This window comes from Ralstonia sp. Ralssp135 (assembly GCF_047304345.1).
GTDB classification, from domain to species: Bacteria; Pseudomonadota; Gammaproteobacteria; order Burkholderiales; family Burkholderiaceae; genus Ralstonia; species Ralstonia chuxiongensis.
Genome location: NZ_JBGLYZ010000008.1, coordinates 102166 through 125795 on the forward strand (window position 1 = coordinate 102166; position 23630 = coordinate 125795).

The 23630-nt window shown below is 62.4% G+C and carries 18 protein-coding genes; 6 read left to right on the top strand and 12 right to left on the bottom strand.

Translation table 11 applies throughout. From position 1 onward, the window contains the following. Positions 1-5: 5 nt before the first annotated feature. The 4 genes from ACCD03_RS08695 to ACCD03_RS08710 form a co-directional block, all read right to left on the bottom strand. Positions 6-1886, bottom strand: a complete 1881-nt coding sequence (locus ACCD03_RS08695; RefSeq protein WP_413411321.1) for a CocE/NonD family hydrolase — start codon at positions 1884-1886, stop codon at positions 6-8. A gap of 520 nt (positions 1887-2406) precedes the next feature. Further along, positions 2407-3093, bottom strand: a complete 687-nt coding sequence (locus ACCD03_RS08700) for a hypothetical protein (protein WP_413411322.1) — start codon at positions 3091-3093, stop codon at positions 2407-2409. Then, complete coding sequence (locus ACCD03_RS08705; RefSeq protein ID WP_253534412.1) at positions 3090-3671, bottom strand: hypothetical protein; 582 nt, start codon at positions 3669-3671, stop codon at positions 3090-3092. Before ACCD03_RS08705 ends, ACCD03_RS08700 begins: the two co-directional genes overlap by 4 nt. A gap of 469 nt (positions 3672-4140) precedes the next feature. Beyond that, the gene (locus ACCD03_RS08710; RefSeq protein WP_045203886.1) at positions 4141-5841 is read right to left on the bottom strand and encodes a phage integrase family protein; all 1701 of its coding nucleotides are present in this window, start codon (positions 5839-5841) and stop codon (positions 4141-4143) included. 772 nt (positions 5842-6613) lie between these two features. On the opposite strand from ACCD03_RS08710, the gene ACCD03_RS08715 reads away from it, so the two are divergent. The 6 genes from ACCD03_RS08715 to ACCD03_RS08740 are packed head-to-tail and all read left to right on the top strand — an operon-like array spanning position 6614 to position 13153. Continuing rightward, positions 6614-7948, top strand: a complete 1335-nt coding sequence (locus tag ACCD03_RS08715) for a lysine N(6)-hydroxylase/L-ornithine N(5)-oxygenase family protein (protein ID WP_045203887.1) — start codon at positions 6614-6616, stop codon at positions 7946-7948. After that, a complete protein-coding gene (locus ACCD03_RS08720) occupies positions 7945-9201 on the top strand; it encodes an MFS transporter (RefSeq protein ID WP_413411323.1) in 1257 nt (418 codons plus the stop codon). The genes ACCD03_RS08715 and ACCD03_RS08720 overlap by 4 nt, the downstream gene beginning before the upstream one ends. A gap of 40 nt (positions 9202-9241) precedes the next feature. Beyond that, a complete protein-coding gene (locus ACCD03_RS08725; RefSeq protein ID WP_045203889.1) occupies positions 9242-10021 on the top strand; it encodes a phytanoyl-CoA dioxygenase family protein in 780 nt (259 codons plus the stop codon). A 26-nt stretch (positions 10022-10047) separates the two neighbouring features. Further along, complete coding sequence (locus ACCD03_RS08730) at positions 10048-10377, top strand: cupin domain-containing protein (RefSeq protein ID WP_045203890.1); 330 nt, start codon at positions 10048-10050, stop codon at positions 10375-10377. 10 nt (positions 10378-10387) lie between these two features. Next, positions 10388-11977 (top strand): class I tRNA ligase family protein, encoded by a 1590-nt coding sequence (locus ACCD03_RS08735; RefSeq protein WP_413411324.1) that lies wholly within the window; start codon positions 10388-10390, stop codon positions 11975-11977. A 3-nt stretch (positions 11978-11980) separates the two neighbouring features. Further along, positions 11981-13153, top strand: coding sequence for a PLP-dependent aminotransferase family protein (locus ACCD03_RS08740; RefSeq protein ID WP_045203892.1), 1173 nt, complete (start codon positions 11981-11983; stop codon positions 13151-13153). A 341-nt stretch (positions 13154-13494) separates the two neighbouring features. Here the strand turns inward: ACCD03_RS08740 and ACCD03_RS08745 are convergent, their stop codons facing one another. From ACCD03_RS08745 to ACCD03_RS08780, 8 genes are all read right to left on the bottom strand, one after another. Beyond that, positions 13495-13842 (bottom strand): cupin domain-containing protein, encoded by a 348-nt coding sequence (locus ACCD03_RS08745; RefSeq protein WP_413411325.1) that lies wholly within the window; start codon positions 13840-13842, stop codon positions 13495-13497. Between the two features lie 30 nt (positions 13843-13872). Continuing rightward, the gene (locus ACCD03_RS08750; protein WP_045203894.1) at positions 13873-14580 is read right to left on the bottom strand and encodes a succinate dehydrogenase iron-sulfur subunit; all 708 of its coding nucleotides are present in this window, start codon (positions 14578-14580) and stop codon (positions 13873-13875) included. Between the two features lie 681 nt (positions 14581-15261). Then, the gene (locus ACCD03_RS08755) at positions 15262-16431 is read right to left on the bottom strand and encodes an efflux RND transporter periplasmic adaptor subunit (protein WP_413411326.1); all 1170 of its coding nucleotides are present in this window, start codon (positions 16429-16431) and stop codon (positions 15262-15264) included. Beyond that, the gene (locus ACCD03_RS08760; protein ID WP_413411327.1) at positions 16428-18797 is read right to left on the bottom strand and encodes an ABC transporter permease; all 2370 of its coding nucleotides are present in this window, start codon (positions 18795-18797) and stop codon (positions 16428-16430) included. The genes ACCD03_RS08755 and ACCD03_RS08760 overlap by 4 nt, the downstream gene beginning before the upstream one ends. Continuing rightward, positions 18791-19495, bottom strand: a complete 705-nt coding sequence (locus ACCD03_RS08765; RefSeq protein ID WP_413411328.1) for an ABC transporter ATP-binding protein — start codon at positions 19493-19495, stop codon at positions 18791-18793. The genes ACCD03_RS08760 and ACCD03_RS08765 overlap by 7 nt, the downstream gene beginning before the upstream one ends. Positions 19496-20125: 630 nt before the next feature. Beyond that, positions 20126-20770: a hypothetical protein gene (locus ACCD03_RS08770; protein ID WP_045203898.1), complete on the bottom strand. Its 645-nt coding sequence runs from the start codon at positions 20768-20770 to the stop codon at positions 20126-20128. 5 nt (positions 20771-20775) lie between these two features. Then, positions 20776-23067: a heavy metal translocating P-type ATPase gene (locus ACCD03_RS08775; protein WP_413411358.1), complete on the bottom strand. Its 2292-nt coding sequence runs from the start codon at positions 23065-23067 to the stop codon at positions 20776-20778. A 35-nt stretch (positions 23068-23102) separates the two neighbouring features. Continuing rightward, positions 23103-23627, bottom strand: coding sequence for a cytochrome b (locus tag ACCD03_RS08780; RefSeq protein ID WP_045203900.1), 525 nt, complete (start codon positions 23625-23627; stop codon positions 23103-23105). Between the last annotated feature and the right edge of the window lie 3 nt (positions 23628-23630).

The window sequence follows — 23630 nt, forward strand, 5'->3', positions numbered from 1 at the left end:
CTCCGTCACTGGCTGAGCCGGCTTCCGGGGTACGCACCCGGCACCAGGATCGGCAGCTCCACGTCGGTCGCAGACACGTTATAGACGTTTGGCGCTGCCGCCGCTGACAGGTCGAGAGCCGATGTCACCGGAGGGATCTGCGTGCCGAGCGCAAAGTTGGCGACGTTGGTCGCATTGGGCAGCGAGCTCGCGCTGACGATTGCCGCGTACTGAACGTGCTGCGGATAGAACAGCAGCCCGACCTGGTCGCCGTCCTGAAGCTGCTCTCCAATGGCGGGCAGCAGGACTGCGCCTGCGTTCAGCCCCGGATCATCCTGATGGTCGCCTTCTGCAAACGCCGTCACCTGGTCGTCCACCAGGATCAGCTTGCCGGAACGCTGAATGCCGACACCGACGTAAGCCACCGCCGCCTGGACCGCACCCGTTCCGCGCGTCACCGCCAGGTTGGTGATACGGGGCACGCCGGCCAGCACCTGCCCGGTACCGCTGATGGTCGTGATCGGCACGAAGACCGGCCCGGCCGCACCCAGCGGCACCGACGCGGTCAGCGTGGAGGCACTCGTGGGAATCGCCCCCGGCCCGGACAGCGAGCCCACGGGGATGCGGTCCATCTCCAATCCGACCGGCTGCGTATTGGGGGCGCCAACCGTATCCGCCACAGAGAGGCAAACCTTGGGGATCGCGTTGAACGTGTCGGAGTCGATACCCTTCAACTGCCTGTCGAACCAGCTGAGGATCGACGCGACACCCACGACGCCGCCGCAATTGGCGGTGCCCTGCGACTGGCCCGCCAGCGGATTCATATGGCCGCCTTCGGTCGTCAGCACGCGCACATCTGCGCCGGTCGACGCGAAATACCGCGCGTTCATGTAGGCCTCTGTCACGTTGAACAGAACATCGCGGTTGCCCTGCAGGAACAGCGCTGGCACCTTGCGCAGTACTGCCTGGGTTTCGCCAAAGTTCCAGGGAAGGCCCGCACGCTGCTGCGCCTCGAAATAGCCCATGCCATGATCGAAGAAGAACTGGGTCAGCTCCGTGCCGGAGACGGGACGCGGGTACGCCGTCGGCAGACTCGCCAGATTGAACAGGTCTGTCTCCGTGCGGACGGTACTGGCTAGCGGCCCCTGCACGCCGATGGTGTTGCACAGCGTCGCTACCAGCGGCGTATTCGATACGCCGTGCCCGCCCGGGCTTGCAGTCGTGGCGGTGCTGGCCAGCAGGCAAAGCAGCCCACCATAGGAGAGCTTCATGCCTTGGCCCGGCAGCAGGCTGTACAGCAGGTCATACCAGGTGCCGTTGGGCACGATGGTGTCGATGCGTGGGTCGAGCGCGGCCAGCGGCATCTGAAAACCGCCCCCGTAGCTGTAACCGATCGTGCCGACTTTGATGTCTTTGGGTATCCCGGTCTGCGGCTCGGTCTGCACGTACAGACTGTCGGCGTTGTCGTAGGCCCAATCCAGGATCGCGCGAGCGTCCTGAACTTCGGCGCGCGGATCGATGATGCGGGCATTGCCGCCGCCATTGGCGGGCACGCTGTCGCCGTGTCCGCGTTCGTCGTAGCTGATGACAACGTAGCCGTGATACGGCAGCGCCTGCACCAGTTCGTCGACCGACGTGAAATGCGGATCGCCTGGATGCAGATCGCCATTGGCTGCCAGGGTTTTCAGTCGATTGCCGCCGTAGCCATGGCTGTGCAGGACCACCGGAAAGCGATCGCCAGGACAGCGCGAGGGCAGCATGACCGAAAAGTAAACACGGGTGGTTGGCGTTGGATTCGCGCTCGGGTCGAAGTCCGACGGCACCGGCACGACGATCGAGTTGTTGACCACACTCGGTGCCAGTGGTGTATCGCAGGCAGCCGACTGCGCGACAGGGGGCGTTGCCACGACCGAGGAGGTCGCTGATCCTGAGGTGCCCGCCGTTGATGAATCAGATGCGCTGCCACCGCAGGCGGCAACGAGCAAACTAAGACTGGCTGCAAGGCAGCAGGTGCGGATGTGCAGCATGGGGTCTCCTCCTGCCTCGATCGGCGTTTTCTATGTACGTATGCCGAGGCTGCAAGGATTCTATTGACGCCGTTCTGTTTGAGACACGCTGTTTTTTAGAGCCTGTCATCGAAAGGGGCGCGCGATGCAGGTTAACCCGAGCGACAGTGGCTGTTCTCCCGATTAGCGAAAGCAAGAACTTTCATCCAAGCGCGGGGAAACCACGACTGCGGGAGGCCGGTGAGGCGCTGTGGATTCGCCCGGGGGCGATGCAGAGATTGCAGGTGACAGGCTGATGCTGTTCAGCCGTTCGTGTTGAAGCAGTAACTTTAATGGAGGCCGGCGAATCTACTGGCCCACACGTTATCCGTCGCGGTCAAGAAAACCTTCGACCATCAGGCCGAAGGTTTAGCACGTGAAATCAAGAACCGGACGACAGGTACTGTTCTCGCACCGCCAGCCCGGCGTAAGGCAAATTGCTCGCGGTGACGATCGCCACGTAGTCGGAGAATCGGTACTGCAACCGTGCCGTCTGCAGTGGCGATCCGCTTAATACCTCGGGTGATGGATCACCCATTGTCGACGTCGGCATACCGAGCGCATTGCGCAGCGCATATCTCGCGCCATCCCAGGCGGCCGTTGTGTCGCCAGCGTTCATACCGCGTCGGTAGACGTCTATGCCGACGAGATGGCCACTGGGCCCGAAGCTGAGCCACAACTCGCTGACAGGCGGGCCCGCAAGACCGAGCTTATTTGCGTCCACACCTCGGCAGCGAAGATAGCGGTAGCCGTGCTTGACATCATCACAGGCTATGTCATTTTCGTATGCCCAGCGAGCGGCCTCCTCGGCGGTCGTGCGGTCCAGTACGAATCCGCCGGGGACGGGGCGAGCCGGTGCGAGTTGGTCTGTTCGAAGGTGCGCCAGGCCGCTGGCACGCAGTGCGCTGACTTGCTCCGCCGTGGTGTTGTCGACGGGGCAGGGGACGCCAAGCATCGCGAGCAGAGGACGAGCCGCCTTCGAGTGCATTGCCCCGACCAGACCAATCGCAACCGTCAGCGCTGCAACACTGGGCATTGTGTAGCGTTGCAGCCAGCGGCGCGGGCTCATTGGCAGTTCTGGGCGGTGTTGGGGCCCAGATACTGAGGCATCGACGACACGATGGTCGACTTGAGACCAGTGAGCACGGGTGCTACACGGGAGATGTAGGCATCCGGAACGCCATCGGTCTTCATGACAGCAGCGGCATCGGTAATGAACTGATCGAACACACAGCCAGGGATACCGACGTCGGAATGTGCTGCGGCCATGTCGTCACACATGACGGTGGTGCCGTCCGCCGCGACTTGCCCTGGATAGCTGAAGGGGCCACCAAACAACGCTTTGAACTGGAGGTTCAGGCAAGCCTTGAGACGACCCACCGTGTCGTGGCCAGGTTGACCGATGTTGGCAAAGTAAGGTGCTTCTTTGGGGTCTGCCAGCAGACCGGACACTGCGTCGTCGACCACCTTCGAAATGGCGGCCGGTGCACTTGCATCTCCGCCAAGTCCGGCCCACATGTCGGCGTTTTGTGGAAATTGTGCTGTCGACGCCGTTGATGCCATCGACATGGGCGCATCGTCGCCGCCGCCGCATGCGCTCAGCGTCGCGGTGGTCAACGTCAAAACCAGTAGCAGTGCTCGCTTCATGGGTCAATCTCCTTGGGCAGGGTATGGATCGGGCGCTGCGCGACTTGTCTCAAGCCCGGCGCAGCGTTGACGTCATATACGTCTGCCATGCGAGATCGGATGCAGGATGGATCGATTCACTGCAGAATTTTGATGGGCGGCATGGTCCACGCCCACGCACGACTGCATCGAACCGTACTGGAGCGTATCGGTGCACGGTATTGCGTTGAGGTACTGCAGCGCCTGCATGTGGACGTTGCGTTATCTGCGAGGCTTTTTTATTTTACATAACACAAATTATGCGTGATTAAGGCGCGAGCTTGGGTCGACGCTGCATGGGGACGATAGCGAATACCACGCGCTTTCTGCCTGTGCACAACCACCGAGGTATCACTCCTGCTTCCCGATCTTTATTGGCGTTTCAGCAAATATGCTAGATGGCGCACGCAACCCTGCGATGCCATGTCAAGCAAGCGGCTCGGCCTCGGGGTCAGCGGGCGCGGAACGCCGCACTGATCTGACGTGCACGTTTTACCTCGTCGCCGTGCAGGTAGATCGAAGTGGTCGAAACCGATGCATGCCGGAGGTTGTCCCGCACGGTCGTCAGCTCTGCGCCGCGCTCCAGGGCATGGGTGGCGTGCGTATGCCGCATCCAATGTGGACTGGCCCTTCGTAGCTTCTCTGCTAGCACAGGATGATCGCCTTCAATCACGTCGGCCGCCGTCAGGAAGAACCGTTTGACCACATTCCATAGTCGCGCCCCTGTGATCCCGCCATTGGGATCCAGCCCCAGTGTTCCGATCAGCGAGGTTCGAGGATCCCAACGCGCCTGCGTCACCGGCAACCCGCGTTCCACTAGGTAGCGATCGAGCGCCCCGCGCGCCAATGGTGGCAGCGCAACCTTGCCAGCGCGACTGCCCTTCCCGACCAGATGGATCCAATGGTCAGTCTGCCGATCCGTTTCGAGATCACCTAGCTTCGCAGAAACGAGTTCGCTCGCCCGTAGGCCGGTCGCATAGCCGAAGTCCAGCACGAAGCGCAGCCGCTGCGCGGCAGGCGCGTCCCACCCATACGACCACTCCAGTCCATCAGCGATGGTGCGGGCCAGCGCCCATTCGCCCTCGGTAAAAGCATGCGAGGCATCCAGCGCGGCAGTCCTCCCGCCGCCGCGTACCTTGACGCCGGCAAACGGGTTGGCCAGCACGTACCGCTGCTGAATCAGCCAACGGTACATGGCCCCCAACACGGACAACGCGTAGGCGACCGAGCGCGCAGACAACCCATCCGTGAACGGCCGCCATTCAACGGACGTGCGCGGGAGCGCCGGGCCGACCCAGCGCTCCCGTGGCGTCGGCCGGCGTAGGAAGCTCCGGTAAGCAATGGCGTCCTCGGTGGTGAGCGACGACAGCGGCCGACCGCGTTCGACGATCGCCCACAAGATCAGGCGCTCTGCCTCTTTGCGGTATGACCGTTGGGTCGCGGGCGATTCATGCAAGGAAAGCCAAGCTTGCACCGCTTCGTAGTCATTGTCGGCGGTGAGGACGCAGGTCTCGCGCGGCGCACGGAATTGCCCTTGCGAGCCATCGACTTCGTGCGGCAGGCGCAATTGCTCCCACGGCACCACCACGCCGCGGACCTGTTCAGCAATCAGCGCCCGGGCGCGCTCGGTCAATCGAGGGTGCTCTGCAAAGAATGCCTCGATGCGCCGCGCACTGGCCTGCCCCAATCCAGGAATGACCGCCCACCAGCGGCGTCGGCGCGGCACGCGCACAGTCAGGTCGGCCAGGGTGTCAATACCGGCGGCACGCAGTGCGACGACAGCACGAGCATCCAACCACAGTTCCACATCATCGCTGATAAGCGGGGCTGATAGCGGCAGCGTGCGGAGCAGTTCGATCGCCTGGTCGGCTGCCCTGCCCCGTTTTGCACGGTCGGCTGCTGACATCTCGAACAGTATCGCCAGGTCTTCGCGCTGACGTCGGCGGGCAAACGTGGCGAGCTGACGCCGGACACGACCCAGTACGCCACGCGAGGACTGCCTTGGAGTCAGGCGCTCGCCCAGGTAGTGCTCAACGGCCTCGCGAGTGGACAAGCCGGCATGCCAGGCACGCAACGCCGCCAGTTCGGCGGCATCGGGGAAATCAGATGGTGTGCCTACGGAGGGATCGACGGGAAGCAGACGCGTTTTCATGGAAGGCAGTTTAGTGCCTCCATGCTGCTATTGCGATAAGAATAGTTATCGCAATAGCTCTATATCCTCGAAGAAGGACGTATGCAGTTTTCGGCTACTTTTCTTCAAGACCCTTGGAGGGATGACTGCGCCGCTGTCGTCTGTTGGTCAGCGGCGGCGTTCGTGCTGACAGATGCCAATTCGCTCGGGCGATCCGAATCATTTGGAAATGACGGTTTTTCCGCTGAATTCACTCGTCTTCACAGCATGTCTTCCACTTCAAATCGTGAAAATCATGCCGAATTCTTCACGTCCCAGCGGTACTGTCTCTTGGTGCGGGGTCACCTCACATGCACACCCTGTCCGTCCTGTGTAGACCGAACAATGGAGCTGCGCGTCATTTTTTTCTGCCGAAAAAAAACTTCATAGTGCCGGCGCCTTGCGGACGGCTTACGCGTTTTCTACTTTTGCGGCAGTTCAAAGAAAAAGCGATGCGCAAGAACTGCGCGCACGAACAGAGGCGGTTGTCCCTCAAACAGCGCACCCGACAGGCGAGTATTCCCATGAAGTCCTTAAACCCCTCCGGCGGCGCCTCGCATCCAGCGCGGCTTGATTCAGCGGCCGTCATGACCAACCTGCCGCCGCACGGCGGCCGATGTGCTCCGGCCTGAACGCTCGACACGCCGTCACCGCACCGCGCATCTCGTCTTTCGCCCGCCGTCGTTGCGCCGCTGCGCCTCGCAGTGGCGCAGCCGTCGGCGTCGCTCATCCCCAGACCCGCAGGAAGCCCCACATGGACATGCTGGACGTAATTGGTATCGGGATCGGCCCGTTCAACCTCAGCCTAGCAGCACTGATTGCGCCCACACCGCTGCGGGCACTGTTCCTGGAAAAGCGCAACGCTTTCTGCTGGCACCCAGGGCTGATGTTGCCTAACGGTCGGCTACAGGTCTCGCCGCTCAAGGACTGCGTCACGCTGGTCGACCCGACCAGCCCTTACTCGTTCCTCAACTACCTGGCGGTGCACCGGCGGCTCTACAGCTTCGTCAACAAGCGCAGCGCCTCCACCTCGCGGCGAGAGTTCACCGACTACTACCAGTGGGTTGCGCAACAGCTCGGTACGCTGCGCTTTGGTGAGGAGGTGATCGACATAGCGCCCGTGGCTGGCGGCTATCGCGTCAGCACGCACGCCGGCACCTTCCATGGGCGAGCCATAGTGATGGGCGTGGGCGTGGAGCCGAAGATCCCGGCCAGCGCCCGCGCATGGCTGGGCGACACGGTCTATCACGTGGCCAACTACCTCGATTGCCCACCGCTACGCGCGGGCGAGGAGGTGCTGGTGGTAGGCGGCGGCCAAAGCGGCGCCGAGGTGGTCGAACATATGCTCGAGCAGGCGCCGACGGCGCGCATCACGTGGGTCACCTCGCGGGCCAACCTGTTTGCCATGGACGACAACGCCTTCGTCAACGAAGCCTACATGCCGGGCTACAACCGGCGCTTCCACGCCCTGCCGATCCGCCAGCGCCGCGCCATTGTCGAGGCGGAGAAACTCACCAGCGACGGCATCTCGGCCGAGCTGTGCAACCGTCTGTACGACGTACTGTACGAACGCAGCGTGGCCGGCACGCTAGCCGGCAGCTTCCGCCTGCTGCCAGGCGTGGTGATGGAAGACATCACCCGCCGCGACGAACGCTGGCAGGTGGGGCTGACCGCGCTCACCACGCCACACCGCTGCCGCATCCAGGCCGACCGCATCGTGCTGGCAACCGGCTTCCAGCCGCGCACTCCGCCCTTCCTGCAAACGCTGCTGGCCGGTGCCTGCTTGGAGGACGGCCTGCCCGACCTCGGCGACGACTACGCCGTGCGCTTCGAGAAGGGCATGCCGGGCCCGGTCTATCTGCAAAACCAGGGCCGCGTCCAGCACGGGCTGCAAAGCGTGAACCTATCACTGGTTGCGTATCGCAACAGTCGCATCATCAACAGCCTGCTCGGGCGTGCGTTCTATCCAGACGTACCGGACCAGCAAATGCTCGGCGTCCTTGACCACGCCGAGGACGCCGCTGAGGTTGACCTTAGCCTCAGCTTTGACACCATCCCCCACCCGCGCCGCCACGCCGCCATCGCATGACCGCTGCTTCGCTCTCTGCTGTCCACAACCGGCCTGGCTTCACAGTGCCTCCACATGCTGACCTGCTGCCCGACACGCTGGAGCTGCGCGCCTTCGTGCCGTTCCTGATCGCATCGATCGTGATTGCGGCCGCCTATGGCACCAGCTTCCTGTTACCGGACTACCTAAAGGCGCACGGCATGAACAGCGCCGCAGCGGGAGCCATCATCTCCAGCGGCATGGTTGCCACCATCGTGTGCTGCTGCCTGGCGGGATGGGTGGCCCAGCGCATCGGCGTGATGCCGACCATCGCTGTTGCATCGCTGGCCATGGCGCTCGCCATGCTGGGCTTTGCCGGTGTGGCAGTCGATGCGCGTGCGGCATACGTGGGCGGCATGCTGTTGGGCGTGGGCTGGTCGGTGTTCTTCATCCTGGCGCCACTGCAGATCATCCACCACTTGCGGCCAGCCGCGCGCATCCAGTATCTGACCATCGTGTCGGGCGCGCAGATGGCGGGGCTAGGGCTGGCCACGCCGCTCAGCCGCCTGTTGGCGCAGTACACCGGCTCGGTGGCGGTCGTGTATGTGATGTTTGCGGCGGCCTGCGTTGCGGCAGCGATGTGCGTGGAGGCCTCGCGGCGTGCCATGGTCCATGCGCCCGGCCTGCCGATGACGCGTGTGGCCATCACCGCGCGTGAAACGCTGGCGCTACTGAGCGAGCGCACCGCCGCGCCCATCGCCATGATCGTGTTTGCCGCGTGCGTGTTTGCGGGGCTGTCGACCTACCAGAGCGTGTATGCCGAATCACGCCACCTGCGGCCCGATCTGTTCTTCCTGGCCTTCACGGCAACCAGCGTGGCGCTGCGTTTCTCGCTGGCACGCGTGATGGGGCGCATGCCGGTGCAGCGGTTGGCCCTGGTGCTGTTCGTGGCGACGGCCGCATCGCTGGCGCTGTTCATCGCCAACACAGGCAGCACGCTGCTGTACGTGGCGGCCACGGTGGTCTTCGCCACGGGCTACGGGCTGAGCTATTCCACGCTCAACGGCATGGCGGTCAACCTAGCTGGCGAACAGGGCGTGTCGGTGCCGGTCACCTCGCAGATCTTCACGCTGGCGTACTTCATCGGGCTGTTCGGGTTTCCGTTCATCGGAGGGCATCTGATCCGCCGCTCGGGCCCCAACGCCATGCTGCTCGCGCTACTGGGGGCGGTGGCCATCAATGTCGTGCTGCTGGCCACGCTGCGCGTGCGGGCGGCCGCACCGGCCGTGCGCTGAAGCACGGCCTTCGTCTTTCTTCTCAAGGAGGTTATTTCGTATGCTGACCGAAGCGCAACAGGAAAAGTGGCACCAGGACGGGTATCTCAGGCTGGAAGGCTTCTTCGACGCGACCGCGCGCGAGCGCATCTCCAACCTGGTCGACGAGATCGGCCGCTGGAACGTGAGCGACGACAAGTGGATGATGTGGTTCGAGAGGACCAAAGAAGACCGCAAGATCATCTCCAAGGTGGAGAACTTTCTCGACTATAACGATGCCCTGCGCGAAGCCCTGCTGGCCGATGGCCGCATCCGCAGCGCCGTCGAGACGCTGCTTGACGAAGACACGCGCATGCTCAAGGAGCTGCTGATCTTCAAGTACCCCGACAGCGGTGGCTACCGTCCGCACCAGGACATCTATCACATCCCGCACAAGATTCCGGAGCGCATGGTGCACGCAGTCGTCGCCATCGGAATCGACGATTCCGACCCCAACAACGGCGGCCTGTTCTTCACGCCCGGCCGCCACAAGGAAGGCGTGTTTCCGATGAACAAGGGCGGCGTGATCGACACCGAGGTGGCGAACACCTTCACGTGGGAACCAACGCCCTGGAAGGCCGGCGACATCTTCATCTTCGACGACTACGCGCCGCATTATTCGGAGCCCAACAAGAGCGACCGCTCGCGCCGCACGCTGTATCTGGTGTTTCAGCGCGCCTCCACCGGCGGGCCGACACGTGCCGAATACAACCGCATGAAGCGCGCCTACAACCCGCCCGAGGGCAAGGTGGCAGACATGGATAACCTGAAGGTGTCCAACGGCATCTTCTACCGCGACTGAGCGGACAACCCTGGGGGAATGCACACGTGTACACGAAGCAGATCGACCGCACGATGATGCGGCACGAGTACGGCGTGCTGGTCTGCCGCCTGCTGGAGCACCTGCCGCAGGGCCTGCAGACGCAGTTCGGCACGTCGGTGGTGGAAGTGGTGCCGGGCGGGGCGGTCGATCTGCACGCGCACCACGAGCACGAGCTGTGGGTGCTCATCTCGGGGCGCGGCGAGTTCGAGGCCGACGGCCAGATCCGCCTGGTGGGCGAATCAACGTTGTTCTACATGCCGCCGCACCAGAAACACGCCATCCGCAATACCGACCCGAATGCCAGCCTCAAATTCCTCTCCATCTGGTGGGACTGACCTGACCGATATGCGCACCTACTTCGTTTGCCCCGCACCGCCCTGCCCCAATGGCAAGCTGCACCTCGGCCATATCGGCGGCGTCTACCTGCTCACTGACGTCTTCGTGCGTTTCCAGCGCATGGCTGGCCACCGGGCGTACCACGTCACTGGCGCCGATGAGCACGGCACCTACACCCTCGTGAAGGCCCGCAAGCTCGGCCGCCCGGTCGGCGAGGTCGCACAGATGCACATCGATGAAATCTTGCAGTGCCTGGGCGCGCTGCAGATAACACCAGACGTGTTCGTGCGGACTTCCAGTGCCGCGCACAGGAACAACGCCTTGGCGATCTTCCGTCAGTTGCAGGACGCGGGCTATGTAGATGTGCGCGACGGAGTGCAACTCTTCTGCGCACACTGCGACGAGTTCGTCGCTGACTCGCTGGCCGCAGGCAACTGCCCGGCTTGTGGCGCACCCACAGACAGCAACCTATGCGAAAACTGCGGCTTGGCCGTGCAACACGCTACCTTGCGCAATGCGCGGCACGCCACGTGCGGCAACGCGCTCACGTTGCGGCCGATTCGACAAGCGGTGCTCAACGTGCCGCTGCTGGCGCAGGCGCTTGACGAGGCCATCTCGCGGAGCGCGTGGCCCGAGGTGATCCGCGAAAAAGAGCGCAGCTGGCTGGCTCGCGATGCCCATGCACTGCCGATGTCGCGCCACTTCAGCCGCGGCGTAGTGCTCGACCAGCCCGAAGCCGTGGCTGGTCAGACGCTGCTCACCTGGTTCGAGGGCCTGTGGTGTTACGACACGGGCATCCGCGAGCAATGCGCCCGCGACGGCCTGGACGCCGAAGCGGTGCTGCACGACCCCGACACGCACCTGCTGTTCTTCATGGGCCAGGACAACCGCTTCTACTACACGGTGGGCGTGAGCGGAGCCCTGCTCGCGCGCGGCTACCCCATCCCCGATAACCATTCGATCCAGGATTTCTACAAGCTAGAAGGCGAGAAGTTCTCCACCAGCCGCAACCACGCGCTGTGGGCTGACGAGGTGGCCCGCGAGCTGGAACCCAGCGTCCTGCGCTACGCGCTGGCGCGCGTGGCCAAACCGTTTGGCGGTAATGACAATGATTTCCAGATCGACGGCTTGATTGCCGCTACCACGCATCTGCGCGCCTGGGAAGACGCGCTGCGCCGTAACGCCGAAGGAGCCCTCACGGTGGATGCCAGTGGCCTTTCGCCCGCCCTGCGCGGCATCACCCAGCGTTACGCTTGCGCCATCGAAGACGTGCGCTTCTGGGACGCGCTCGACGCCATCGACGCGTATTTCGAGGAGTCGGGCTTGGCACATGAGAGCACAGGCGCATGGAAGGCGGAGCGCGTGTCGGTGTTCCTGAGCCTGCTGTATCCGGTGGTGCCGGCGCTAGCGATCCGCTACGGTCAGCACTTCTTTGGCGCGGCTTGGCAGCCCTCGCTCAAGGAGTCCGCTGTGCAGCCTGCCCTGCCAAAGGCCACTGCCGACTTTCCTTACTTCAGTGCACCGGTGCCCGCCAGCTTTATCGCAGCCTACTACGAGCGCTTTCGCCCTGACCACGCCGCCGCGACCATGCCTGCCTGACCCATGAACCTGATCCCCTCGCACCGCAGCCGCCTGTCGCAAGACTTTGCCGCGTTCGACTACTCGGGCGGCAAGCACGCCGTCAACTTCGCCTACGGCCTGCCGGACCCAGCTCTGTTCAAAGAGCTTGCCTGGCCGGATGCCTTCGACACTGCCACCGGCGTATCGGCGGCCGACCTGCCGCAGTACACCGATGCGCTGGGCCTGCCGGAGCTGCGCACGCAGATCGCGCTGCGTCACGGCGTGCGGCAAGACCAGGTGATCCTGACCAACGGAGCCTCGCAAGCAGTGCAACTGCTGGCTGACCTGTACCTCGATCCAGGCGACGTAGTGCTGACCGAAGACCCGTCGTATCTGGGCGCGCTACGCACGTTCTCGGTGGCAGGGGCGACCATAGTGCAGCTCGGCATGGGAGCAGACGGCGTCGACCTGGATGCGCTGGAAGCCGCTCTGCGTCAAACGCACCGCGTGAGGCTGTACTACACCACTCCTGCCTTCCACAATCCGACCGGCTGCCATATGCCACGTGCGCACATGGCCCGCGTGGCAGCGCTGCTGGCGCAGCACGGGGTGCCGCTGGTCCAGGATCTGGTCTACGCCGAACTGCCCTACGATGGCCCCACCGAGTGGCTTTCGTCCGGTGGCAACGTGATCAATGTGCACTCCATCTCGAAGGTGGCGGGACCGGGCCTGCGCGTAGGCTGGGTGCTGGCGGAGCCCGACATCATCAGCCAACTCGCGCGGCTCAAGTGCGACGGCGGCGTGAGCCCGATCGTGAGCAACGTGGTGCTGGGACTGATGCGGTCGGACGTGCTCGATACGCACATCGCGCGGCTGCGCCCGCATTACCGCGCAAAGCGCGATGCTCTGCACAAGCTGCTTCAAGGCAGCCGCTTCTGCGAGCCCGACTACACCATGCCACGCGGCGGGTTCTCGTTTTGGGTTCGGCTGGTGGCTGGCACCGATGCGCAGGCCTTCATCGACGCAGCGCGCCGCGAGCACGATGTGCGTTTGGTGCACGGCCAGCACTACGGCCCGGCCAGCCTCAACCACGTCCGGCTGTGCTTCAGCTATCTGCCGATGTCCAGCATCGCGCAAGGGCTGGCACACCTGGACGTGTTGCATACGCGGCTCTATAGGCCGAGGCAAATCGCCGTTGGGACTGTAGCGGCCTGAGCGAGCGTTGTGTCCGAGAAATAACCTTGACCGTTACGCCGCGTCAGCATTTAGGCCTCTTAATAGGTACTCAAGTGGGGCTAAGCTAACAGCGACCGGGCACGGCTTTTACGACGCACGACAAAACAAGACATCCAGTCGTGATCTTCCAAGTAGGCGACGAAATCGTCGACAACGTCCATCGACAGATCGAAGCAAGTGCGATAGCCCCCTTCGGGTGCTTTTCGTGATCTCAACGTGGCGTATTCCGGGCGCTGACGCCAAAAGCTGAAAGAGCTCGGTGCGCTCATGATCTGTATAGACGTTCGCACTCCGTTGCCGCATGAGCCGACGATATTGCCTCACCTCCCTTTCCCGTGACCCTGCGGCAAATAGAGCGTGACCAGTACCGACGCGTCGTCGAGCGCCTCGAGCCAGTGCGCTTGGCCCGGAACGATGAAGAGCAAGTCCCCGGCGTGCATCGTGCGTACAGCGACGTCCGTGCCGAACGTCAAGCTTCCTTCGAGGCACTGCACGGTAATTTCACCTGGCGCGCGGTGTTCGGGAATCCGCTTGCCGGCTGGAAGCACGAGCCGTATGACCTCGAGATGGTCGGACCGCATGAGCGAGACCGACTTGGCGCTCTTCACGCCCGGACCGAGCGGTCGCACGTCGATCAGTTCCCCTGGCGCCGCTCGTGGTGTTGCCATAATGGTTTTTGCTCCTTTCTCCAAAACGGTTTAAATGATCCGGCGTACTAGCATGGTTTTGATCTCGCCGATCGCCTTCGCTGGGTTCAGTCCTTTCGGGCAAACGTCGGTGCAATTCAATATCGAGCGGCAGCGGAACAGTCGATATGGATCCTCGAGATTGTCGAGCCGTGCATTCGTGCCCTCATCGCGTGAGTCCACGAGGAAGCGGTATGCCTGTAGAAGCCCTGCGGGGCCGACATATTTGTCGGGGTTCCACCAGAACGATGGACAAGCGCTCGAGCAACAGGCGCACAGGATGCATTCGTAGAGCCCGTCAAGTTGATCGCGTTCGTCCGGCGACTGGAGGCGCTCGCGTTCAGGTGGTGGCGTATCGTTGATCAGGTATGGCGTGATCGAGTGGTATTGCTTGAAGAATGCCGTCATGTCGACGATCAGGTCGCGGACGACCGGCAAGCCGGGCAACGGGCGCAAAACCGTATGGCGTGGCAGATCGAGAAGGTTCGTCGTACAGGCAAGACCGTTCTTTCCATTGATGTTCATCGCGTCTGAACCGCATACGCCTTCCCGGCAAGAGCGCCTGTAACTCAACGTTTCATCGAGCGCCTTCAGCCGCACCAAGACGTCGAGTAGCATCCTGTCAGTTGACGTGATGTCGATCTCCAACGTCTGCATGTGTGGCGCGGTGTCACGGTCCGGATCGTAGCGGAAGATGTCGAACGTTCTGGACTCGGCCATGGAGTTTTCCCGTCGTTCCCTGCACCAGCATCGCTGCGCATAGGCACTGCTACGCACGTGGTTCTGACAGCGGCCATGAGGGCACCGCTTCGCGACATCATCTTATGCATGCATGCTTTAGATGTATCACAATGTGATATAAAAAGCAAAGTCGGTCATGGTGACGTGGCTCAGTTCTGGGCGGATCGCTGCCGCCACTACGGGGCGCCCATCACCTAGCTCGTGGCCACGTTCACTGATCGACCTCCTCCAGCCATGCCGCTCGTTACGGGCGGGTTGCATTCTGCGGCAAGGCGGCGCCGTTCGCTGACGCATGTCCTGCCACACACAGACTAGACATAATCAGCGACAACACCAATGCACGGCATAGGCCGCCCTAGTAGGATCGAGATGAACGGAGGGAGTAGGCCGGACGCATCAGCGGCAGCTCTCCGCGTACGGGGAACGCAGCTCGGCCCGCCGAGTTTCAACCGCGGCTGCGTGGGTAATCGCTATGTCCGCCCGCGAACCTGTACGACTCGCTATGTGGATTGTGTAGCCGAATGACGAACAAGTTGGGCCAGCCCTCTACTTTGGGCTGACCTTTACTTGTGTCCGGAGGATGCTCGGACGCCTACGTTGCAGTCACAGGATTTCGGTGTCGCTATCTACCCCCCGGGACGCAGCGGGCGCTCAGATTGCCTATTTCAGGGGCCGCACGCTCATGCCGTTACTAAGCGTGGTTGGAGGATAAACGACCACGGTGTCGTGGTCCTGAAGTCCGTCGAGTATCTGGGCTTCTTCCGCGTTGCGCTGTCCGATCTGGATGATTCGCTGGACAGCTTTTCCATTCTTGACGATGAACGTGCACCAGTGATCGCCGCAGCGGAAAAGCGCGCCGATCGGTAGCTTGAGTACATCAGGCTGGTCCGAGATGACAATGCGGCCTTGTACGCGGTACCCATCGTTCAATCTTCCTGGTGGGTCGACAAGGTCCGCGACGATATGGACGCGCTGCTCTTCGACCCCAAGCGCAGACACCTTGGTAAACGCCCCCGGACCGACCGTTCGTACCGTGGCGTTGATCGCCAGTGGGCCACCCCACTCCACTACCGATACACGCATTCCGGGGCTGATCTTGACAGCGTCGGTCGACAGCACATCGACGACCAGTTCATAGCGCGAAGGGTCAGCTAAGACCATGAGGGCCGTACCTGCAAGCACGACGCGCTCACTTTGCTGTTCGATACGTAGCAGCACCGAGTTGGCCGGTGCCCGGACTTCAACAGGTTGCCCTGCTTCCAACGCCTTCAGATTCGCCATGGCGACGCGCACATCGGCTGCGGCCGACGTCTCCCTTGCGCGTGCTGCCGACAGATCGCTGGCGCTCGAGGCAGACATGGTCCGCATCTGCTCCACTTCCTGCCTCGACGTGGCGCCGCTGCTCAGAAGCGTTTCGCCCCGGGCCAGGTCCCGGCGAGCTTGTTCGTAGTCCGCCCTGGCGTGAGCGGCCCGCGCCTGGGCCTCTCGGAAAATTGCCTCTGCCGCATCAACCCTTGCTCGTTGCGATGCCCCCTCCCCCGGCGTCATCGGCACCGGCACCAGGGCGGCGATCACCTGCCCGCCTTTGATCTGATCGCCTTCATGCAGCTCAACCCGAAGCAGTCGGCCTGTGATCGGCGCCGTGATGACGTAACGATCATGCGCACGAATTTCGCCGTCTTCGTCGATCGTGACTTGAAGTGGCCCACGTGTGACGCGCCCTGTGTCCACTGCCGCAGGCGCTGGCCAGAGCGCATACGCGAGCGTCAATGCCAGCGCAAGCGCGGCACCCGCAAGAGCCAGTGACTTTCGCACAGCGCCGCGCTTCATGATTCTCTTGCCTTGAGGACGGCGACGATATCCAACCGTCTGATCTTGGCTGCTACCAACAGGCCCGAACACACCACCGCCCCACCGGCTACAAGGAATGCGTAAGCGAAGGTCGCCGCATGAACCACAAGCGGAAGGCGGTACAAGTCAGTTGCCAGCCGAGTCGCGAGGAGCCCGCATACGCCATAGCCAAGCAGGAGTCCGGCTGGCAGCGCAATGGCGGTGAGCACAAACTGCTCGCCGAGGAGAATCCAAGCGACTTCGGTCTGCGTGAACCCGAGCACGCGCAGCGAAGCCAACTGCTGAACACGTTCCGAGTAAGCGATGCGCATGCCATTGAACGCCACACCAAACGCAATCACACAGGCAAAAGCGAAGTTGATGGACGTGGAAAGACGAACGCTTTCGTCCATGATCTTACGAAAGCTGGCGATGACGGACTGGCGAACCGCCACTGCATTGACCGACGGCAGCCGCTTGAGCGTCGCATACAGATGTGCAGCCGCATGCTGATCGACAGACAGCCTCGCCCCTGACCAGTTTCCGCCCTCCCCCAGCAGTTTCGCCAGTGCCGTCTGGTCCATGTAGGCCGCGACGCCCACCAGATCGCCCGACAGCTGCATCAACGTGACTTGTTTGGTTTGGCGCTCTCCTTCGAGCACTTCAATGGTGACCGGATCACCAGGTTTTATGCCAAGAACGGCGGCAAGTCTGGCTGAAACCACCAAGCCATCCGGGGGCATATGCAGCGGTCTGCCCTCATCATCAACCAGCCTGTGCAGAGCTGCCTTCTGAGCGATTCCGCTCAGCGAGACCCGCCGAGACCGATACCCAGCGGATAGCTTGACCGGCACATCGCGAAACCCCTCGACCTTCAGCACGCCCGGCAGACGCTCGATCGCGTAGACGGCGCGGTGGGAAAACGGCTGAGAAAAGGCCACCGTCACATCCTGCCGCTCGATCTGCTGAAATTGCGTATCGAAAAGGAAATCAATTGAATCGAAGAAGAACCCGCCAACGACGAGAATCGCGCTCGCGCATGCAATGGCCAAGGAACCCAGGAGCGACTTGACGGGTTGGCGCGCGATATTGCGCGCAATCATTCGCCACACCACGCTCAGTTGCCGATAGATGCCGGCCCGCTCCACCCAGCCCACTGAAAACGCAGGCGGATCGACTGCGCGAAGCGCCTCTACGGGCATCAATCTCATGGCCTTCGCAGTGCTCATGATGGCACCGCCCATTGCCGTTCCGAAGCTAATGAAGAACGCCCAGGTTATCGTCGAAAGATCGGCGCGAAATTCGAGGTGGGCAAGCCTGTAGTACTTGGCGTAGAGGTCTGTCAGATACGTCCCTAACGCCAATCCCCCCCCAATACCGACAACCGTGCCTGCGGCAGCAACGACGCAACCAAGCTGCAGGTAATGCAAACCGACTGAAAGGTCACTGTATCCAAACGCCTTCATCAAGCCGATCTGTGAGCGTTGTGTATCGATCAGCCGGGTCAGGACGTTCTGCAAAAGAAACATCGCGACGAGAAAAAAGATGGCCGGCACATAGGTGGCAGTTACGCGGTTCTGCGCGATCTCATCGGTAATGAACCGATTCGATATCTGGTTTTCCCGGCTGATAGTTCCAAGTCCGCCATACGGTAGCAACGTTCGGTCGATCTGCGCGATGACGTGCGGCGCGGGCACGCTGCCGTCGAGAGACAACACGAGATCATTGAAGGCGCCATCCATGCGGAACGCTGCCGAAACCGCATTCGTTCCCATCCACACCACGCCGTAGTGACGGTTGTCCGGGAAGATGGAGCCCGCGCCTGCCTCGTAGACATACTCCGGCGAGATTGCAAGACCAACAATGTGCAGCCGCTTCCAGCGGCCATTCAATATGGCGCTGAAGTATTGGCCCGCTCGCAGGCTGTTGGCTTCAGCGAAGGCCGCGCTGACCAGTACTTCGTCCTCTCGGCCCGGCGAAATGTATCGGCCGCTTTGAAGATGCAGCAGGTTCAGCGGGGGCCACCCGAGTTCCGGGATCGAAACAAGGCGCGCTGTGGCCGGCTCGGAAAGGCCGGGAATGTCGACCGTGACATCTGACACCACCCGCGCGTCCACATGTGACACGCCGGGCAATGCAGCAATGCGCGAAGCCGTCTCCAGTGGTGCGCGCTTCAGATGCACGAAGAGATCGGCAAAGCGGTATGACGCGTAGTAGTCCTGCTGGGCGTTCAACAAAGCCAGATAGGTGCTGCGCATCGCAACAAACGTGGCAACACCGCACCCGACAACGAGGACTGCCGCCAAGACCTGCGCCCTCATTTGCCAGAGGTCTCGCCAGAGTAGCCGGACAAGCATGGTCACCATGCCAGATCTCCCACTCGGGCACGCTGTGCGTTGCGGTGTTGCTCGACAATGGTTCCGCTGCTCATCCGGACGACACGATCCGCCATGTCGGCGATGACGACGTTGTGCGTGACGATGACAATCAGAGTGCCGAACTCGCGGTTCACCTGCTCGAGCACCTCTAGCACCAGTTGCCCCGTCCGAAAATCCAATGCACCTGTCGGCTCATCGCACAGGAGGACATCTGGCCGCTTTGCGACCGCGCGGGCGATGGCAACACGTTGCTGCTCACCCCCCGACATTTGCGAGGGAAAGTTGTCCGCCAACGCACCGATCCCCACCCGGTTCAGCGCCTCGGTGGGGTCCAGCGGGTGCTCCGCGATGTCCGTCACCAGGGCGACGTTCTCGCGAGCGGTGAGACTTGGAATCAGGTTGTAGAACTGAAAAACGAATCCGACATGCTCCCGTCGGAATCGCGTAAGCCCTCTGTCTCCCGCGTGGGAAAGATCGTGATCCCGATACACGATGGAACCGGTCGTTGGCGTATCCAGCCCGCCCATCAGGTTGAGTAACGTGGATTTGCCGCTGCCCGACGCCCCGAGCAGCACAACGATCTCACCCGCCCTGAGTTGCAGGTCGACGTGTTCCAGGGCGCGCACGCTCACGCTTCCCATTGGATAGACCTTGCTGACGGCCTGAATGTTGAACACCGTTTCCACAACACACCGGCTGGCTAGGGAGGCGGGCGAGTGAGCCGCTCAGATGTTCGGCCCCGCCCTGACGGCGAGGTCCAGCGTTCAGCAATTGCTCGGCCCACCTGCATGCCGGCTTCAATTGCGCCATCCACAGAGTCAAAGTCGGCAGCGACGTGGTGGAAGCGCTCGAGGTCTGGATATTCCAGCGCGGCTGACTTGGGCGAACAGATAAAGCCGGTGTAGGCGTACTTGAATCCATCGCACCGTCCAACGACCGCCAAGATATGAATGGAGCAGCCCCGGTACTGTTCAATTGCCCAGGCCGACATATCGATCTCCTGCAAAGCACACGTGGCTGTCATGCATGCCAGCCTCTTCAAGCTCCGGCTCCGCATGTCTGAGAAGGATTTTCCGGGCGAAGAAGAGAGGGCCTGCGCACTGGTTCTTTCAGGCTACTTGCATTTGCCCGCCAGACGTTGACCTACCTCAATCAGTACAGATGCCAGCGCTGCAGGGCCAACGTCTCGCTAATCCGCCGCGCATTCAGGGCATTGATATCCCACTCAAAATGAGCACTGTCGATGACATGCGCGGCGACCAGGCCAGAAGCAGGCGCCGCCCATCGCATTCCTTACGCAAAGCATGTGGGTCTGCTCATCGCCCTGCCCTTGTGCGTGCGGCTTTGGCGGACGATGCGATTGAATCCGGTCGCCGCCAGCGCAGACGCTTCGCTTGCAGAAGGTACTGCCAGTCCAGTTTGGCAAACCCATAGACGAGAGCCAGAAACACGACCTGCGACACGACGAAGTACACGCCCATATACGCGCCGTCGATCTCCGTCTCCACATCCAGATAACGGGCACCAATCTGGGCAATGCGCGTCCAGGTCAGATAGCTTATCCAGCGGCCCACGAAGAACGGAAGTCCGATCAACCAAAGCCGCATCCCGGTCAAGCCGTAGGCTATGAAGATGTAGTTGGACGGGAACGGGCTGAACGCGTACGCGAGCATCAGACCAACCGTCATACCTTTACGTTCTTCAAGCCAGGAGCGAACGACATCGACGTTCTGGCGATCGGCCTCGCGCATCCAGCGATTGCGTACGAGCGTGCAAGATAGCCGCGCCAGAACCAGGCGGCCGAGGGTTGCTGCGCAAGCGGCAATGCCCGCCAGAAGCACCGGGTTGGCATCAGGCCGTGAGAAGCCGATCCATGACATCACCATCCACGTCGGCGGTGCGAACGCAGGCATCACATTCAGCAACAGGATGGTCACGAACAATGCGAGCAGGTTTGTCATGACGATCACACCTCCTCACCGAGTACATGGAACAGTTCGTCTTCTTGTGCGCAATGCAGCCGCACGACGGCATCCAGCCCGTAGAGCAAGCGTTGCAGCTCTTGCGTCACTGCGGCATCGGGTCCGTCAGAGGAAACATCTGCCACGATCCGGCCCAGCAGGTTCGTGATTCGGAATATCTCGCGATGCATGGCGCTCATTGCCGCCATTGGGTCATCTCCACCAAGCAGGCGGGCGACGTCTGGATAGAGCTGGATATCGTCTCGGCGCTCATGCGGTACCAGCACGTCTGCCAAGGACTGATTGAGCGATAGCAACGAGGTTTTTGCCGCGCTGCCGGCCATATGAGGCAGCGTGTCGGCGACCACTCGGATCCGGCTCAGAATGGGTTCCAACTCCGCGTGTTCGGCTTTGAGGCGCTCGACGTCTGCAGAGACGAGTGAACGGGTTGTCTCGTCTGGTGTCGGTCGCAGGGCGCGCAACGCACTGGCGATCGCAAAGACATCGATAACCTCTTGCAGCATTGCGCCCGCCAAGGGTGGCAGATGCCCCAGCGCTGCGACAACCATGGCGGCCAGCGACAGCGACATGCCGATCATCACGCTCTGCAGCGCGACGCGGCGTGTGCGGTGCGCTATTCGGACCGCATCAACGAGCCGATCCAGGCGGTCCACCAACAAGACAATATCTGCAGCTTCCGAAGAGGCTGCCGCGCCGCGCGCACCCATTGCCACGCCAATGTCCGCAGCGGCGAGCGCAGGCGCGTCGTTGACGCCATCGCCGACCATGATCACCTTGCCGTCCGCTCGGGCATCCCGAATCACCGCGAGCTTGGCCGCCGGCGACAGGGCCGCATAGACCTCTGTCACCCCCAACATGGACGCAACGGATTCGGCAACGTCTGGCCGATCCCCGGTCAACATTGCCTGTCGTGTGATGCCCTCCCGGCGCAGGAGTCGCAGCGCGCGAGGCGCCTCAAGACGGACCCGGTCAATCAACTGCAATGCGCCCACCAGTTGACCGTCCACGCCGACAAAGACGGCCGACGCACCGGCATAGCTCACGCGCTTGACGAACGCCTCCACCCAGCGCGGTACATCAGCCGAACCCAAGACATAAGGCAACGCGCCGATCGACACGACATGACCTTCAACGCGGCCGCAAACGCCGGCTCCTGGACTCTCGACCACCGCACTGGGCAGTCGCAGCGTTGCGCCCTGTTCGCGCGCGGCCTTGGCAACGGCTTCTGCCGTGACGTGATTCGATGCCTGTGCAAGTGAACCGGCCAGGCTCAGCACAACGTCGGCAGCGTACTCCGGTGCGCACTCAACGTTGACCAGTCGTGCATATCCGCTGGTCAGCGTGCCGGTTTTGTCGAAGAACAGCGTGTCGGCCAACGCCAGTCTCTCCAGCGCGCCGCCGCCCTTGACCAGTACGCCTCGCTTGGCGCAACGCGACAGCCCTGAAACGATGGCGACAGGCACCGCCAGGATCAGCGGGCACGGCGTGGCCACGACGAGCACGGCAAGACAACGCGCAGAATCACCGGTCAGGATCCAGCTTGCCCCCGCCAGGAGAACGGCGACGCCTCCAAAGGCAAAGGCGTACCGGTCAGCCAGCCTCACGGAGGGGCTGCGTCCCGCCTGCGCTGCACTAACCAGCCGGACAACGCCCGCAAACGTGCTTTTTTCGGCGGACGCACTGGCGATCATTTCGAAAGCGGCGCCCACATTCAGCACACCGCTGCAAATGGCATCCGCCGTCAGGCGATGGCGGGTGACCGATTCTCCTGTCAATGTGGATTCATCCAGATCGGCAGGCCCGGACAAAGTGCCATCCACCGGTACGACTTCACCGTGCCGCACCAGCAGGCGGTCGCCCGCTTGAACCTGTTCCAGACCGACTTGGCGCCACTGCCCCCCCTCGAAGCGATTGGCCCGCTTGGGTGCATGGCCCAGCAACGCAGTCATCTCGCGTTCCGCACGCGCCTGGGCAAAGTCTTCCAACGCGCGCCCCGTCGCAAGCATCAACGCAATGACCGCCGCGACGAGCACCTCACCCGACCAGAGTGAAAAGGTGATCGCCAGGACCGCCAGAATATCCACGCCGGCCTGCCGTCGCACCAGTGACCGAATAATCGTGACGACCAGGGCCAGCCAGTTCGGGACGACGCCAATCAGCCAGAGTTGTCGCGCCAGCGCATCGGCACCGAGGTGCCGTGCCCATAACCCCGCCGCCATGGTCAGCACCGACAAGGCGAGCAATGCAACGTTGGCGAGCAAGCGCGGAGAGTGCATCGTCGAGTCTCTTGTCGGCGCCGTTGTCATGTGCGCTAGATCATGCGGCGCAGCAGGCGATCCTTCAGGATGAACTCGTGCCAGAGCGCCGCGGCGGCATGCAGCCCGACCACGATATAGACGACCGTGGCGCCCGACTCATGAATTTCCTTGGCCAAGTGGGCCAACGACTTGTCCTGCGCCAATGCCAGCGTCAGATCCAGTCCGAATGGTTGAATCGGCTTGCCTGCCAAAGCCAGTGCCAGCAAGCCCAAAACGGGCATGCCGACCATCAGGACATAGAGCGCGCCGTGCGTGAGTCGCGCGACAAGCTGCACCAGCGGTGAGCCCGGCACGGGAGGCGGTGCCTGTGTGCCCACCCGGGCCAGCAGACGCAACACCATCAGGGCGAACACGGAGAGCCCCGCTGTCTGGTGAACGATGAATAAAGCGGCACGCTCAGCGCTGCCTTTCGGGAAGAAATCCATGATTTCGATGGCCACGACGGCGATCAACACCGCCAGAACCACGAGCCAATGGAGCGAGCGCATGGTGAGGGAGTATTTCTGTTCGGATTGCATAGC

Bases quoted from the DNA above. Each gene is read 5' to 3' on its own strand.
- ACCD03_RS08700 (WP_413411322.1), bottom strand. From the start codon at position 3,093: ATGAGCCCGCGCCGCTGGCTGCAACGCTACACAATGCCCAGTGTTGCA.
- ACCD03_RS08705 (WP_253534412.1), bottom strand. From the start codon at position 3,671: ATGAAGCGAGCACTGCTACTGGTTTTGACGTTGACCACCGCGACGCTG.
- ACCD03_RS08710 (WP_045203886.1), bottom strand. From the start codon at position 5,841: ATGAAAACGCGTCTGCTTCCCGTCGATCCCTCCGTAGGCACACCATCT.
- ACCD03_RS08715 (WP_045203887.1), top strand. From the start codon at position 6,614: ATGGACATGCTGGACGTAATTGGTATCGGGATCGGCCCGTTCAACCTC.
- ACCD03_RS08720 (WP_413411323.1), top strand. From the start codon at position 7,945: ATGACCGCTGCTTCGCTCTCTGCTGTCCACAACCGGCCTGGCTTCACA.
- ACCD03_RS08725 (WP_045203889.1), top strand. From the start codon at position 9,242: ATGCTGACCGAAGCGCAACAGGAAAAGTGGCACCAGGACGGGTATCTC.
- ACCD03_RS08735 (WP_413411324.1), top strand. From the start codon at position 10,388: ATGCGCACCTACTTCGTTTGCCCCGCACCGCCCTGCCCCAATGGCAAG.
- ACCD03_RS08740 (WP_045203892.1), top strand. From the start codon at position 11,981: ATGAACCTGATCCCCTCGCACCGCAGCCGCCTGTCGCAAGACTTTGCC.
- ACCD03_RS08745 (WP_413411325.1), bottom strand. From the start codon at position 13,842: ATGGCAACACCACGAGCGGCGCCAGGGGAACTGATCGACGTGCGACCG.
- ACCD03_RS08750 (WP_045203894.1), bottom strand. From the start codon at position 14,580: ATGGCCGAGTCCAGAACGTTCGACATCTTCCGCTACGATCCGGACCGT.
- ACCD03_RS08755 (WP_413411326.1), bottom strand. From the start codon at position 16,431: ATGAAGCGCGGCGCTGTGCGAAAGTCACTGGCTCTTGCGGGTGCCGCG.
- ACCD03_RS08760 (WP_413411327.1), bottom strand. From the start codon at position 18,797: ATGGTGACCATGCTTGTCCGGCTACTCTGGCGAGACCTCTGGCAAATG.
- ACCD03_RS08770 (WP_045203898.1), bottom strand. From the start codon at position 20,770: ATGACAAACCTGCTCGCATTGTTCGTGACCATCCTGTTGCTGAATGTG.
- ACCD03_RS08775 (WP_413411358.1), bottom strand. From the start codon at position 23,067: ATGCACTCTCCGCGCTTGCTCGCCAACGTTGCATTGCTCGCCTTGTCG.
- ACCD03_RS08780 (WP_045203900.1), bottom strand. From the start codon at position 23,627: ATGCAATCCGAACAGAAATACTCCCTCACCATGCGCTCGCTCCATTGG.